Here is a 13,078-nt window from a genome sequence, read left to right on the forward strand (position 1 = left end):
GTGTCATAAAGTATGGCACAGCTTTTGCTTCATACCTCATGTAGCGTCAATTTTCTGATGAGGTGTGAAAATGGAAATTATCCTGTTGTTGTTTGTTGTAGTTCTTATTGCGGTTGCTGTTATTGCAAGCCGTATGTCGGAGAACTATGTGCCCTACCCTTATAAACTCAAAGACGTGTCATTGTGCACGGCCCAGGAAGACCAGTTTTTGACACTTCTGGAAAAGTCTGTCGGTAATGAGTTTCGTATTTTCACAAAAGTACGCTTAAGCGACATTGTTACCGTTCGCTCTGGACTATCGGCTTCGGCACGCAAAGATGCCCAGCAAAAAGCCAGTCAACGAATTCTGGACTATGTTCTGTGTGATATCGACACTATGCAAGTGAAGGCAGCTATTGAGCTTGAACCGAATCAGTCATCGTTGCAGCAACAAAAACGCAATTTGTTCCTGAAAAACACGCTAGCTGCAGCGGGCTTACCCTTCCTTCGCTTTAAAGCCAAGCCAGGATACCGAGTTGCCGAATTACATGACTATATTCATGGAAAAATTCGCCAGGCTGAACATGTTCGAGCTGCAGTTCCGACCAATAAAGATAAGAATAACCAGCCAATTGCCGCTTAAGCCTTGCCGTGGCAATATGACGGCATGACCGTCGAACTGTTTAAAGAATTACTATTTTCACCTTTTGGCCTCGCTCTGCTGGCTTTGTTGGCAGAGCGATGGTTCCCCTGGCCTGAGCAATGGCACCCTTTTGCCGTGTTGCGGCTAATGGCCGCCTACATGAGCGGCAAAGTGAACAAGCCAGACCGCCCTTCTAGCCAGCAAAAAATTGCCGGTTTTTTAGCATTACTGACCATGCTTCTACTGGTTCTATTACCAGCCGCTATCGTTTTCGCCGGCGCTGAAGTGTCTTTAGCCATAGGTTGGCTGATTCTTTTAGTCAGCCTACGCCAACAAGCAGTCCGGCAAGCCACTCATCTGTCCGAGCAGCATTTATCAAAAGGTCGCAAAAATGCGGCACGCGCCTGGTTAACGCGGGTTACCTGGCGCGATTGCGACCTACTCAGTGAACACGGTATTGCTAAAACCAGTATTGAGTTACGGGCGACTAGCATTCTAGAAAGCCGCTTTGCTCCCTTGTTATTCTGGTGTCTCGGCGGACCGTTAGCCGCCCTTGGCGTACGTGTTTTGGCCGAACTTAAAGAGGTTTGGCCCACCGCGCAGGCTCGCTACCGACACTTTGGTCAGGCAACCGCTTGGTTGTACGCTATTACGCATTTTTTACCCTCATTTGTTCTGTCGTTATTCGCCCGGGCGGTTGGGCTATTTCGTCGCAATACACCGAAAATAGAACCACTCAAGCGTAACCCAGTGTTTCCGACAATATTGCTCAGTTGGCTACAAAGTTTCAGTTATTGTCATAAAGTGACTCTTGGCGGGCCTATACAAGCCGCCGGTATTCGTATTAGTCGCCAGCGTTTTGGCGGCCGTCCGGCAGAGTTGCTACTGCCTCAAGCGGCTCGCTGGCAAAGGCTTTGGCAAGGTTTCTTCATTACTTGTCTGTTAATTGGACTTTTTACCTTGTTCATTTATCGACCCTGACTGACTCATCGGGTATACTACGCGCCCTAATAAGGCAACCATTTGAAATTATGAAAACCATTGATGTAATCGGCATTGGCAACGCGCTGGTGGATCAGGAATTTGAAGTCACAGACGACTTCCTGCAAAAACACAACCTTAAAAAAGGCATGATGGAGTTAATTGACGAAGACGCTCAAAATACTCTTATTGCCGAACTCTCTGAACTTGGCGAATTGAAAAAGCAGTGTGGTGGTGGCTCAGCCGCTAACTCTCTGGTTGCTTTTGCTCAGTTCGGCGGCAATGCTTACTACTGCTGCAAAGTCGCTGACGACGAAGCCGGCATGTTCTATCGTCAGGATTTAGAGCAAGTCGGTATCGAAACTAGCCTTAAAAACCAGCAAAACCCGGGCATTACCGGACGCTGCCTGGTTATGGTGACTCCAGACGCAGAACGCACCATGCGCACGCACTTGGGTATTACGGCAGACTTATCGACTACCGAAATCGATGATCACGCCATTGCTGCTGCCAACTACTTATACATTGAGGGATACCTGATTACGTCAGATATTGCTCGCGGTGCTATTCAGCATGCGAAGAAAGTTGCTCGCGAGAATGACACCAAGTTGGTAATGACCTGTTCAGACCCAGCTATGGTTAAGTTCTTCCGCGATGGCATTGACGAAATTCTAGACGGTGGTGTCGATTTAATGTTCTGTAACCGTGAGGAAGCCGAATTATTGACGGGGAAAGAAGATCCTCAAGCGGCATTGAGCGTATTACTAGACAAAGCTGACACCGTCGCCATTACGCTGGGCAAAGACGGCGCTATTATTGCCAACAAAGAGCGCCAAGTTCATATACCCGGCGTTCCAGTTAAAGCAATAGATACCAACGGTGCCGGCGATATGTTTGCAGGTGCTATGCTGTATGGATTAACTCAGGGAATGTCTCTGGAAAATGCTGGTCGCTTAGCAAGTCATGCTGCCGCTGAACTGGTTACTGAGTTTGGAGCACGCTTGGACAAAGCGCGCCAACAGCAGTTAATTGAACGCGTTATGAACGCTGAAACTGCATAGAATTCACGAAAATTACTGAAAAGAGAGTCGTTATGAGTGTAGAAAATTCGCAAGACTACAAAGTCGCTGATATAAGCCTCGCTGACTGGGGCCGTAAAGAAATTGCTATTGCTGAGTCGGAAATGCCGGCGTTGATGACGATTCGTCGCAAATACGCAGCGAGCAAACCTTTAGCGGGCGCACGCATTATCGGCTGTATTCACATGACTATTCAGACGGCTGTGTTAATCGAAACACTGCTGGAGCTAGGCGCAGAGGTGCGTTGGTCTTCGTGCAATATTTTCTCTACTCAGGACCACGCTGCTGCCGCTATGGCTGCTGCAGGCGTACCTGTTTTCGCCTGGAAAGGTGAAACCGAAGAAGAGTATGAATGGTGCCTGAAACAAACTTGTCATAAAGACGGCGAACTTTGGGACGCGAACATGATTCTGGACGACGGCGGCGACTTAACGCTGATGATCCATGACGAGTTCCCTCAAATGCTGGAAAAAATTCACGGCATTACCGAAGAAACCACCACCGGCGTTCACCGCCTGCTGGATATGCTGGAAAAAGGCACCTTGAAGGTTCCAGCCATTAACGTGAACGACGCTGTAACTAAGTCAAAAAACGACAACAAATACGGTTGCCGCCATTCACTGAATGATGCTATCAAGCGTTCGACCGACCACCTATTGTCTGGTAAAAAAGCACTGGTTGTAGGTTATGGCGACGTAGGTAAAGGCTCTGCCGCAAGTCTGCGTCAGGAAGGCATGATTGTTAAGATCAGCGAAATTGACCCAATTTGTGCGATGCAAGCATGCATGGACGGCTTTGAAGTGGTCTCTCCTTATATCGATGGTCAAAACAAGGGTAACGGCGAGAACATTAACAAAGACTTGCTGGGCAATACCGACCTGATTGTCACCACAACCGGTAATATGGATGTGTGCGACCGTTATATGCTGGCTGCGCTTAAGCCTACGGCCCTGGTTTGTAACATTGGTCACTTCGATAACGAAATTGACACCGCCTTCATGCGCAAAAACTGGCGTTGGGAAGAAATAAAGCCACAAGTTCACAAAATCTACCGCTCAGACGATGACAACGACTATCTCATTCTCCTGGCAGAAGGTCGTTTGGTGAACCTGGGTAACGCAACCGGCCACCCAAGCCGCGTTATGGACGGCTCTTTCGCAAACCAAGTGTTAGCGCAAATTCACTTGTTTGAACAGAAGTTCGCTGACATGGAAATTAAACAGCAGGAAGAATATCTGCGCGTTGAGGTTCTGCCTAAACAACTGGACGAAGAAGTAGCTCGCTACATGGTTCAAGGCTTTGGTGGTGTCATTACACAGCTAACACCAGAACAAGCCGACTACATTCATGTAGAGGTTGAGGGTCCATTCAAGACTGACGAGTATCGCTACTAATGAGCGAAGTCATATATCGTCAAATAACGGCTGCCGATGAGGCGGCCGTTATTGATCTGGCCAACGAAGTTCATGGCGACAACTACTTATCGCCAGAGAGCTTTCAGCATTACTTACAAGCAGGCACCGTTGAAGATGTTCAGTTGAACTGGCTGGCTCTGAAGGACGGACAAATGCTAGGTGTTCGCCTGACATTGGCCCCTGGTCAATGGCCCATAGATAGTTTTTGTACACCATCCGAGTGGCCTTTCCCCGCAGAAGAGCTGTGCTACTTTAAATGCGCTGCTGTCTCAGAAAAAGCCCGCGGTTTAGGCATTGGTAAAACCTTACTGCAACGCAGTATTGACAGCGCTAAAGAGCTTGGCTGCAAAGGCGGTCTGGCACACATTTGGATGCAAAGCCCCAAAAACAGCGCCTATGAATACTTCACTCGCTGCGGTGGCGAAATGATTAAACAGCATGAAAAACGCTGGTATAAAGCCTCAGTAGAGGACGGCTACTACTGCCCAGTGTGTGACGGCATCTGCTACTGCAACGCCGGCGAAATGCTGCTGAAGTTCGATACGTAAGGCTGCGAATAGCGAGCGCTGAGGTTGCATGGGGCCGGGACAGATTGCTCACTTGTTTCGCTTGAGCATTGAAGGCCTCTGTGGCGGAGACGCGACAAGCTCATCCATGAGGGCTTGACGAAGGCCATCCATGGCCTTCGACACTCCACCACAGAGGCCTTCAATACTCGTAACGCTTACAAGTGAACAATCTGCCCCTTTTGCTTCTTCTATAACGGCTAAGTTTGCTTTTTATCTGAGACTGGGAGAGTGAGCGCGCTAACGGTTACATAGGACTATTGTGGAGGTGTGCAGCGCCATGGATGGCGCAGCACAAGCCCTACAGGGACGTATTCACGGGCGTCCTCCATAATAGTCCTTGTAACCTCAGCGCTCACTACCTTCTTTCTCTGCTATAGGTGGTGATTATGTATGATCCTTTGGTTAATGCGCCTCCGGGGCCTCATGATGCTCCTGGAGCTAGTTATTGGCAGTTGCATACTCAGGCTGAATTTCCGCAATGCACTGATGCGCCAGAGGACGTGGACTTTGCAATAATTGGCGGCGGTTATACGGGTCTTAACGCGGCTCGGACGTTGGCTGAAAACGGACATTCTGTTGCTGTCTTTGAAGCAAACAACCTGGCTTGGGGTTGCTCGTCACGCAATGCTGGCTTTGTAATGAAAAGTACGGGCAGGCTGGGACTTTCAGCTTGGGCTAAGCGCTTTGGTGAGGACGTTGCTAAGGGTATAGCCCACGAGCATGGGTTAGGTTTAAGGCTTATTGAAAAAACCATTGAAGAGTGCCCTGAGCATTGCCAACGTCAAAGCGGCGGCTATTTAAAAGTTGCTCATAAGCTAGCGTCAATACCCCCCTTACAACAGCAATACGACAGTCTTAGACAATTTGAACAACCTGTTGAGTGGTTAGATAACAGCGCTTTACGTCAAATTATCGATAGTCCTCAAGCGCACGCAGCCCTTCGCTTTACTGACTGTTTTGCCGTTAACCCATTATTACTAGCCGCAGCAACAGCCCGCCGAGCCGCTAAAGCCGGAGCGCAACTCGTTGAACACTGCCCAGTCACTTCAGCGGCTTCTTTAGGTAAAAAAGGCGTTTATCTGGAAACAGCCAAAGGCAATGTACGGGCTCGTAAGCTATTAGTTTGTTCGAATGGCTATACATCCCAACAATTACTTCCCAAGCTCGCTAGCTGCTCTTTACCCGTACTTTCAAGCATTATAACCACACCACCGTTGTCACAAGAGCAGGCTGATAGTATTCGCTTGTCGCCAGAGTATGCCATCATGGATACACGGATTCTGAAGTATTACTTCCGCCTACTGCCTGACAACCGTTTATTATTTGGCGGTAGAGGAGCAATTCAGGGAAAAAATGCTGAAGACCCAGTCTTCGCCAAGCGATTGTTAAAAGCAATGCACCAAACATTCCCTCAGCTAAAAGGGATTACCCAATGGGACAACTTTTGGAGCGGCTGGGTCAGCGTATCACTTGACGATTATCCTCGCGTCGGCAAATTCAGCGACAACATATACGCCAGCATGGGGTACTGCGGCGCCGGTGTTAGTTTCAGCGCATTAGCCGGCCAACGATTAGCCGAATGCGCAATGGGAGCAGTTCTACCCAAACTACCCTATTATCAGTCACAACTAAAACCATTCCCCCTACCGAAGTTCCGCCGCCTGGGCCAATGGCTCTACTACCACTACGGTCGCCTACTCGACTGAAGGTGAGGTGGCAGATAGAGAGCGCTGAGGCTATAGGGGCTACTATGGAGGACGCCCGTGAATACATCCTTGTAGGGCTTGGGCAGCGCCATCCATGGCGCTGCACACCTCCATAGCAGCCCACTCTAACCGTCGGGCGCGCTCTCTATCCGCCATCTCCCCCGTATAAAGGGCAGGCTAGTCGCTTGCAAGCGTTACGAGTGTTGAGTCCTTCTGTGGCGGAGTGTCGGAGGCCATGGATGGCCTTCGTCAAGCCCTCATGGATGAGCTCGTCGCGTCTCCGCCACAGAAGGACTCAATGCTCAAGCGAAGCAAGTGAGTAGCCTGCCCTGGAGCTACAGGCCGAAGACTATTTTCTCGCTTTTGAGGAGGCGGGCTATGTATTTTATGAGCAATAAAGCGGCGGCTAAGGTGGCTATGGCGCTTATCACTGTGCCCATAACGTTAATAGACTCTCCGCGAATGAGTGACAGAAAAGCCTGATGTTGTCCGGTGAGAGGCAAGTAATAGAGTATTGGGTTTTTAAGTCGGGCAAACTCTACGCCAAAGGATGCCGCCATTGGAATAATCAACAGGAAGCTAATATAAGTCTGTGCTTCTTTGAAGTTTTTCGCCCGAAAAGAAACGAACAGCTGTAATGCGGTTGCAAATAGCGCTAGCGGCACAAGCAGTAAGAACATGAGTAGCATCATACCAACGCTAAAATTCACGTTCATACCAATTTCGTGAAGTGGCACGTAAGCAAAAATAATTGGAATAATAATCAGCGACAGCGCGGCACCAAATAGGGAAAAGGTAGAGGCTGTCAGAGCCTTCCCTGTCACTATGTCCCAAGTGCTTAATGGCTGGCTCAACAAGAACTCAAGTGAGTTTCGCTCTCGCTCCCCGGCACTAATATCAATAGCCACGTTCATGCCTGACCAAAACACTGACAAAATAATAAATACCAAAACGGAGCCCATAATCAGTGCTGCTTTCGAGCCCTTTGTGGCAACGTCCTGCTTTTGCAGCTGAATAGGCTGCACAACGCGTGGGTCAACACCACGAAGAATGAGCCTATAACTGGCAATTTGACTGCTATAGGCTTGTACCGCCTTTTCGACACGCTTGATATCAGTTTGCTGCTTTTGAGAAGACCAATCTGCTTTTAACTCAACTTCAACAGGCTCGGCGTCAGCAATTTTGGTCGACCAGTTTTCTGGTAGTCGCAAAATAATAGGGACTTCGTTTTCTGACCAATCGCCTTGCTTTTCAACAATGCCGTTCTCGTTCAAAAACTCGACCAATTGCGGTGCGTATTCTTTACCTTCTATCTCGATACCGACATCGGCTTGGTCAGTCAGCTGTGAAATCAAGAAGAAAAACGCCACTGCCATAAGCATAGGGCCAAAAAACGCATAAGACATTGCCGCAAATACTGAACGCTTATCGCGTATTGCGTCGCGGAACTCTTTTTTCCATACGGTAGTTAATGCACTCATTACGCCGCAATTCCTTCGTCCGTTCCGATAATTTTAACGAAAGCATCTTCGAGCTGCTCTTCACCTGTCATCTGACACAACTCTTCCGGTGTGCCTTCTGCCGCTACTTTTCCTGCGGCCATCACAACAACGCGATCACACAGTGCAGCGACTTCCTGCATAACGTGACTGGAGAATAATATACAGGTTCCCTGTGCCCGTTGTTCTCTAAGCACATCGCGCAAAATGCGAGTACTCATAACATCCAGACCGCGACTTGGCTCATCCAAAATAAGGTGCTTGGGGCTGTGTACCAAAGCCTGAGCCAATGCCACTTTCATGCGTTGCCCTTGAGAAAAGCCACCTGTACGGCGGTCAGCCAACTCTTCAATATCCAGCTTTTTAATTACTTGAGATACCGCTTCTTTTAGAGTGCTACCACTTAGTCCATGCAGCTCAGCAAAATAAGCCACTTGCTCACGCACGGTCAAACGTTCATAAAGCCCGAATTTATCCGGAAAGATACCTAAATTTTTGCGCGCGCCCATTGGGTTTACGTTAGCATCAACGCCTTCTATTTCCGCCTTCCCTTCATCTGCTTGTAGTAAGCCGTAAATAATGCGAAGGCAGGTGGTTTTTCCTGCGCCGTTGGGGCCTAGCAAGCCTGTGATTTCTCCGTCTTTTGCATGAAAACTCAGCGAGTTTAGGGCCTGCACACTCTTAAAGGTTTTACTCAGTTCATCGACATTAATCATTTTACAGCCCCTCTCCGTTTTGATTTAACACAAAGGGCTTCAACCGTTGCTGCTGCAAACAGCTACCGTCAAGAGCACTGACGTCTGCGGTTTCAATAAACTCAGCGATGAGAGTGTTGGCACAGGTGTGGCTTGCAATGGTATGGCTTGCATTTGGCGCCACTAAGTGCCTACTGTTGGGTAATGTGTCGGCAGCTAACTCTCCCCACGAAGGCGGCGTTACCGGATCCAACTCTCCCGACAACAGTAATACAGGCTTATCACTAACGACCGGTTCTGCCCAATAAGATGGCACCGGCGCCGACTTCCAGCCCTTGCACATGTCAATGAATGCATCTCCGGTGCGGGCACCAATAAATTGATTGTCTCCGTCTTCTGCTAGCAGCTGCTCGGTCGCACGAGGTAAGTCCTCGCTGCACACTACCGATAGCATTAGACCGAGATAAATACTGCTTTGTGACATTGTGCCGCCCATTAACCCCAATACAGCTTTGTAGTTTTTCTCCGAAGCCGAATGGATCGCATAAGGCAACAGCTGACGTGTATTTGGGTGATATAACGCCATACGCACAATAGAACTAAAACGCCCGGGTGTTAAGTTTATGGTAATAGGTTCGAAAGACAGAGGATCATGCGTATCCAGCAGTACGTCCTGTTTTTCTAAAGCGGACATAACATCAAAATAGTCTTGCTCTAAATTGGGAAACTGTTCCTGACAAGCAGCTTGCTCTTCACAGTTCTTCAGCATAGCTTCAAATGCTTGTGCCCCATGTTGACCAAACGGACCAATTATCACTTGAGGCGGAGCTACGGCATCTAAGGTAGCAGTACGCACAGATTCCGGCGCTTCTCGTAAGTAGGTTAACCCAACCCGAGTTCCATAAGACCCACCGTATAAGTTCAGTTGCTGAACACCTAAATGCTCTCGAACTCTTTCAAAGTCCTTAACAGCATTCACCGTGTGGTATTGGGTCGTGTCGGTATCTGAATACTTTTGTAGGCAGTCTTCTGTTAGCTCAGCTAAATCCTGGTCGTCGTCGCTTCGTATCAGTTCATCCGGACGACTGATATCACATTCAAGAGGATGACTTTTCCCTGTGCCACGCTGATCGATCAGCAAGATATCTCGCTTCTGGCGAACCTTATCGAACATTCGGGAAATCATCGGTGCCAACTCGGTGGCTGCCTGACCTGGGCCGCCCGCTAAAATCAGCATTGGGTCGGACTTTGCGCCTTCCTGAATTGCCGGAAGCACCGCGTAATGCAAGCCTATTTGCTTACCTTGTGGTTTCTCATAGTTTTCAGGAACTTGAACAATCCCGCATTCCAACCGTTCCTGAATTCCCGGCAGGTAGCACTCATTATCGATTGTGTCCGTAGTTTTTTGTTGTTGTGCTTGGACGTTACTATTAAACGCGCTCAACACCAACAACGGTATGGAAACAAGCATCCACTGTTTCATAATCAGTCCAGTTGAATTGAATCACAGTGAGTTATTGTCGTTGAGAAGTGGAAAAAATAAAAGGTAAGTAACTGAAAGAATTGTTAGAAGATGTAAAAAAAACCCGCAGGCTAAGCTTGCGGGTTTTTAGTAATTCATTTTAGCTTTGTAATTAAAGGCCTGCGCGCTCTTTAATTGCTACAGCAATCGGCGAGCCGCCGTGACCGTTAGACTGTGCCCATTCGTAGTCACCAGAGCTTTTCAGTTCGTCTACTGATAAACGTCCAACAATAAACTCGCCAATGTCTTGTGAGCCATTTGCCATTGCGAACTGCAATAAGCTTTGACCATTACACTGGATGCCTGAATAGATGTCACGGACACGCACGCGTGAGTCACGTAACTTTTTACGCATACGCATGGTGTCGTCACCCTGAACGTAGGTGCAAAGGCTTAACGCCAATTCGTTCGCTTCTGCGTTTTTTGAAAAAGTTGCGCCAGTTACTGCAACCGCAGCCATCAAGGTGCCTAATACAATCGCTTTCATCTAAAACCCCATCACAAGATTGTTCAAAAATTCATCAGGATGATACTACGATATGAGTCGCTCTGCAATGGGCTGCAAGTCACGTAAGTGACTGAAATTATAACGTCTTATTAACGTTTCCTATCGAAAATAAGGGTAGTAAAATCGTTGGAGTTTCGGTCGTTTGCGGCAAAGTTTTGCCTTTCTATCTCTTGCCAGTCAGCGACTTCCTCGTAATCAGGAAAGAAGGTATCGCCGTCAACATTTAGGTCTATTTTAGTGACATATAAGCGGTCTGCCAGGGGTAAAAATTTTTCATAAATTTTTCCGCCACCAATGACCATAACTTCTTCAGCGGGTCCTGCCGCTGCAATGGCTTGTTGCGGGCCATTAACCCAAAGCACTTGGCCGTCATGGGTTTCACGACTTTCAGAAGTTCTGCTTAGGACGATATTTTTACGACCAGGTAATGGGCGGCCAATTGACTCAAAGGTATTCCGACCCATAACAATTGGCTTACCCAAGGTAATTTTTTTGAAATATTGGAGCTCGTCGGGCAAGTGCCAAGGCATTTTATTGTCTTTTCCAATGACTCTATTGTCTGCCATTGCAACCACAAGCGATATTTTCATTTAGAATTACCTTTTTACTTCTGATAAATAACTTCGACGCCATGGTCGTCGTCGTCATCATCGTCGTCCTCGTCATCTTCGAAGTGCTCTTCCATGACATCTTCGTGATAACTGTCCCACTTAAACTCGACCGGATCCGCTTCTTCTGTTTCTTCCATATGGGGTACGGGCAAAGTTTCAATATAGTTCATGACTTCGCGACAAAGTTCTTGGACAGCTCGACCTTCTAGTGCAGCAATTTGGAACACAGGACCGTCCCAATCCAACTCTTTCACTAACGCGTCAACTTGCTCCTGGACTTCTTCATCCAATACCAAGTCAACTTTATTAATAACAAGCCAGCGTGGTTTTTCAGCCAACTTAGGACTGTATTTTTCAAGCTCGTCAATAATGATGCGAGCCTGTTCAGCGGGGTCTGTCTCGTCAAATGGTGCTAAGTCAACTAAGTGCAATAACAGTCGACAGCGCTCAAGATGTTTTAAGAAACGGATACCTAAACCAGCTCCTTCCGCAGCACCTTCAATTAACCCCGGAATGTCCGCTATAACAAAACTTTGGCCAGGTGCCGGTGTCACTACACCAAGGTTTGGAACCAAGGTAGTGAACGGATAATCTGCTACTTTAGGTTTAGCGGCAGATACCGAGCGTATAAACGTTGATTTACCCGCGTTAGGCATACCCAAAAGCCCAACATCAGCCAGCAACATCAGTTCCAGCTTTAAGTTGCGAACTTCACCAGGAGTACCGTCCGTCTTTTGGCGCGGAGCACGGTTCACACTGCTTTTAAAGCGCGTGTTACCAAGTCCATGAAAGCCGCCTTTAGCAACCAACAGCTTTTGACCGTGCTTGGTCAAGTCGCCCATGACTTCGCCAGTATCAATATCGGTCGCGCGAGTTCCCGGAGGGACAGGTAAAGTAATGTCGCTGCCCCGCTTACCAGTGCAGTTTTTACCCATACCATTTTGGCCACGCTCTGCACGGTGAAAACGCTCAAATCGATAATCGATAAGCGTATTCAAGTTTTCATCGGCTTGCAGGTAGACATCACCACCATCGCCACCGTCACCACCGTCAGGACCGCCTTTGGGTATGTATTTTTCGCGGCGAAAACTAATACAGCCATTACCACCGTCGCCAGCGTCGACACGAATTTCTACTTCATCAACGAATTTCATCGCAATCTGCTACTTATCACTTATTAAATATTGTGCAAAATTCTAGCACATAAGAAAAAGCCCCGCCGTAATGGCAGGGCTTTCGAACCGAAACTTTTCAGTTTATGTGGCATTATTAGTCAGTAATAACACTCACAAATTTACGGTTGTTCTTACCTTTCGTTTCGAAAGATACCTTGCCTTCTGAAGTCGCGAACAACGTGTGATCTTTACCGATGCCAACGTTGCTACCAGCGTGGAATCGAGTACCGCGCTGACGAACCAGGATGTTACCTGCAAGAACCGATTCACCACCGAAGCGCTTAACACCTAAGCGTTTACTCTCTGAATCGCGACCGTTTTTAGTAGAACCACCAGCCTTTTTATGTGCCATGTCGTTACTCCTTAATTAGCTATTGATACCAGTGATTTTCACTTCAGTGAACCACTGACGATGGCCTTGTTGGCGACGAGAGTGCTTACGACGACGGAACTTAACGATGTTAACTTTATCGCCACGACCGTGATCAATCACTTCTGCTTTCACTTTACCACCGGATACGAACGGAGCACCGATGTTTACATCGTTGCCGTCAGAAACCATCAAAACCTGGTCGAATTCAACTACATCACCGGTAGCTGCTTCCAGTTTTTCCAGGCGGACGATTTGGCCTTCAGACACACGGTGCTGCTTACCGCCACTTTGGAATACTGCGTACATATTATTCTCCACAACCC

At 48.0% G+C, this 13,078-nt stretch carries 14 protein-coding genes; 6 read left to right on the plus strand and 8 right to left on the minus strand.

Translation table 11 applies throughout. The annotated features are described in order from the left end of the window. Positions 1-70: 70 nt before the first annotated feature. From B3850_RS01655 to B3850_RS01680, 6 genes are all read left to right on the plus strand, one after another. On the plus strand, positions 71-622 hold the full coding sequence (locus tag B3850_RS01655) for a DUF2726 domain-containing protein (protein ID WP_058575993.1): 552 nt from the start codon (positions 71-73) through the stop codon (positions 620-622). A gap of 3 nt (positions 623-625) precedes the next feature. Beyond that, the gene (locus B3850_RS01660; RefSeq protein WP_286911287.1) at positions 626-1,603 is read left to right on the plus strand and encodes a cobalamin biosynthesis protein CobD/CbiB; all 978 of its coding nucleotides are present in this window, start codon (positions 626-628) and stop codon (positions 1,601-1,603) included. A 50-nt stretch (positions 1,604-1,653) separates the two neighbouring features. Beyond that, complete coding sequence (locus B3850_RS01665) at positions 1,654-2,664, plus strand: adenosine kinase (protein ID WP_286876164.1); 1,011 nt, start codon at positions 1,654-1,656, stop codon at positions 2,662-2,664. Between the two features lie 32 nt (positions 2,665-2,696). After that, complete coding sequence (gene ahcY, locus B3850_RS01670) at positions 2,697-4,076, plus strand: adenosylhomocysteinase (RefSeq protein ID WP_286911288.1); 1,380 nt, start codon at positions 2,697-2,699, stop codon at positions 4,074-4,076. After that, positions 4,076-4,645 (plus strand): GNAT family N-acetyltransferase, encoded by a 570-nt coding sequence (locus B3850_RS01675; protein ID WP_286876168.1) that lies wholly within the window; start codon positions 4,076-4,078, stop codon positions 4,643-4,645. The genes ahcY and B3850_RS01675 overlap by 1 nt, the downstream gene beginning before the upstream one ends. A gap of 407 nt (positions 4,646-5,052) precedes the next feature. Then, on the plus strand, positions 5,053-6,372 hold the full coding sequence (locus B3850_RS01680; protein ID WP_286876170.1) for an NAD(P)/FAD-dependent oxidoreductase: 1,320 nt from the start codon (positions 5,053-5,055) through the stop codon (positions 6,370-6,372). A gap of 335 nt (positions 6,373-6,707) precedes the next feature. Here B3850_RS01680 and B3850_RS01685 read toward each other — a convergent pair whose 3' ends face one another. The 8 genes from B3850_RS01685 to rplU form a co-directional block, all read right to left on the minus strand. Continuing rightward, a complete protein-coding gene (locus B3850_RS01685) occupies positions 6,708-7,853 on the minus strand; it encodes an ABC transporter permease (protein WP_286876172.1) in 1,146 nt (381 codons plus the stop codon). Beyond that, positions 7,853-8,587, minus strand: a complete 735-nt coding sequence (locus tag B3850_RS01690) for an ATP-binding cassette domain-containing protein (protein WP_286876174.1) — start codon at positions 8,585-8,587, stop codon at positions 7,853-7,855. The genes B3850_RS01685 and B3850_RS01690 overlap by 1 nt, the downstream gene beginning before the upstream one ends. Position 8,588: 1 nt before the next feature. Continuing rightward, on the minus strand, positions 8,589-10,049 hold the full coding sequence (locus tag B3850_RS01695) for an alpha/beta hydrolase (RefSeq protein WP_286876176.1): 1,461 nt from the start codon (positions 10,047-10,049) through the stop codon (positions 8,589-8,591). 151 nt (positions 10,050-10,200) lie between these two features. Next, positions 10,201-10,575 (minus strand): DUF3718 domain-containing protein, encoded by a 375-nt coding sequence (locus B3850_RS01700; protein WP_286876178.1) that lies wholly within the window; start codon positions 10,573-10,575, stop codon positions 10,201-10,203. A 110-nt stretch (positions 10,576-10,685) separates the two neighbouring features. Beyond that, entirely contained in the window at positions 10,686-11,186 is a 501-nt protein-coding gene (gene folA, locus B3850_RS01705; RefSeq protein ID WP_273269642.1) for a type 3 dihydrofolate reductase, read from the minus strand. 14 nt (positions 11,187-11,200) lie between these two features. Continuing rightward, positions 11,201-12,361, minus strand: a complete 1,161-nt coding sequence (cgtA, locus tag B3850_RS01710; protein WP_286911289.1) for an Obg family GTPase CgtA — start codon at positions 12,359-12,361, stop codon at positions 11,201-11,203. A 115-nt stretch (positions 12,362-12,476) separates the two neighbouring features. Then, complete coding sequence (gene rpmA, locus B3850_RS01715) at positions 12,477-12,734, minus strand: 50S ribosomal protein L27 (protein ID WP_273269638.1); 258 nt, start codon at positions 12,732-12,734, stop codon at positions 12,477-12,479. A 15-nt stretch (positions 12,735-12,749) separates the two neighbouring features. Continuing rightward, the gene (gene rplU, locus B3850_RS01720; protein WP_058575982.1) at positions 12,750-13,061 is read right to left on the minus strand and encodes a 50S ribosomal protein L21; all 312 of its coding nucleotides are present in this window, start codon (positions 13,059-13,061) and stop codon (positions 12,750-12,752) included. Positions 13,062-13,078: the final 17 nt, after the last annotated feature.

This window comes from Idiomarina sp. UBA4520, from assembly GCF_002388365.1.
GTDB lineage: Bacteria > Pseudomonadota > Gammaproteobacteria > Enterobacterales > Alteromonadaceae > Idiomarina > Idiomarina zobellii.

Excerpts from the sequence above, each read along its gene's own strand:
- B3850_RS01655 (WP_058575993.1), top strand. The coding sequence starts at position 71 with ATGGAAATTATCCTGTTGTTGTTTGTTGTAGTTCTTATTGCGGTTGCT.
- B3850_RS01665 (WP_286876164.1), top strand. The coding sequence starts at position 1,654 with ATGAAAACCATTGATGTAATCGGCATTGGCAACGCGCTGGTGGATCAG.
- ahcY (WP_286911288.1), top strand. The coding sequence starts at position 2,697 with ATGAGTGTAGAAAATTCGCAAGACTACAAAGTCGCTGATATAAGCCTC.
- B3850_RS01675 (WP_286876168.1), top strand. The coding sequence starts at position 4,076 with ATGAGCGAAGTCATATATCGTCAAATAACGGCTGCCGATGAGGCGGCC.
- B3850_RS01680 (WP_286876170.1), top strand. The coding sequence starts at position 5,053 with ATGTATGATCCTTTGGTTAATGCGCCTCCGGGGCCTCATGATGCTCCT.
- B3850_RS01685 (WP_286876172.1), bottom strand. The coding sequence starts at position 7,853 with ATGAGTGCATTAACTACCGTATGGAAAAAAGAGTTCCGCGACGCAATA.
- B3850_RS01690 (WP_286876174.1), bottom strand. The coding sequence starts at position 8,587 with ATGATTAATGTCGATGAACTGAGTAAAACCTTTAAGAGTGTGCAGGCC.
- B3850_RS01695 (WP_286876176.1), bottom strand. The coding sequence starts at position 10,049 with ATGAAACAGTGGATGCTTGTTTCCATACCGTTGTTGGTGTTGAGCGCG.
- B3850_RS01700 (WP_286876178.1), bottom strand. The coding sequence starts at position 10,575 with ATGAAAGCGATTGTATTAGGCACCTTGATGGCTGCGGTTGCAGTAACT.
- folA (WP_273269642.1), bottom strand. The coding sequence starts at position 11,186 with ATGAAAATATCGCTTGTGGTTGCAATGGCAGACAATAGAGTCATTGGA.
- cgtA (WP_286911289.1), bottom strand. The coding sequence starts at position 12,361 with ATGAAATTCGTTGATGAAGTAGAAATTCGTGTCGACGCTGGCGACGGT.
- rpmA (WP_273269638.1), bottom strand. The coding sequence starts at position 12,734 with ATGGCACATAAAAAGGCTGGTGGTTCTACTAAAAACGGTCGCGATTCA.
- rplU (WP_058575982.1), bottom strand. The coding sequence starts at position 13,061 with ATGTACGCAGTATTCCAAAGTGGCGGTAAGCAGCACCGTGTGTCTGAA.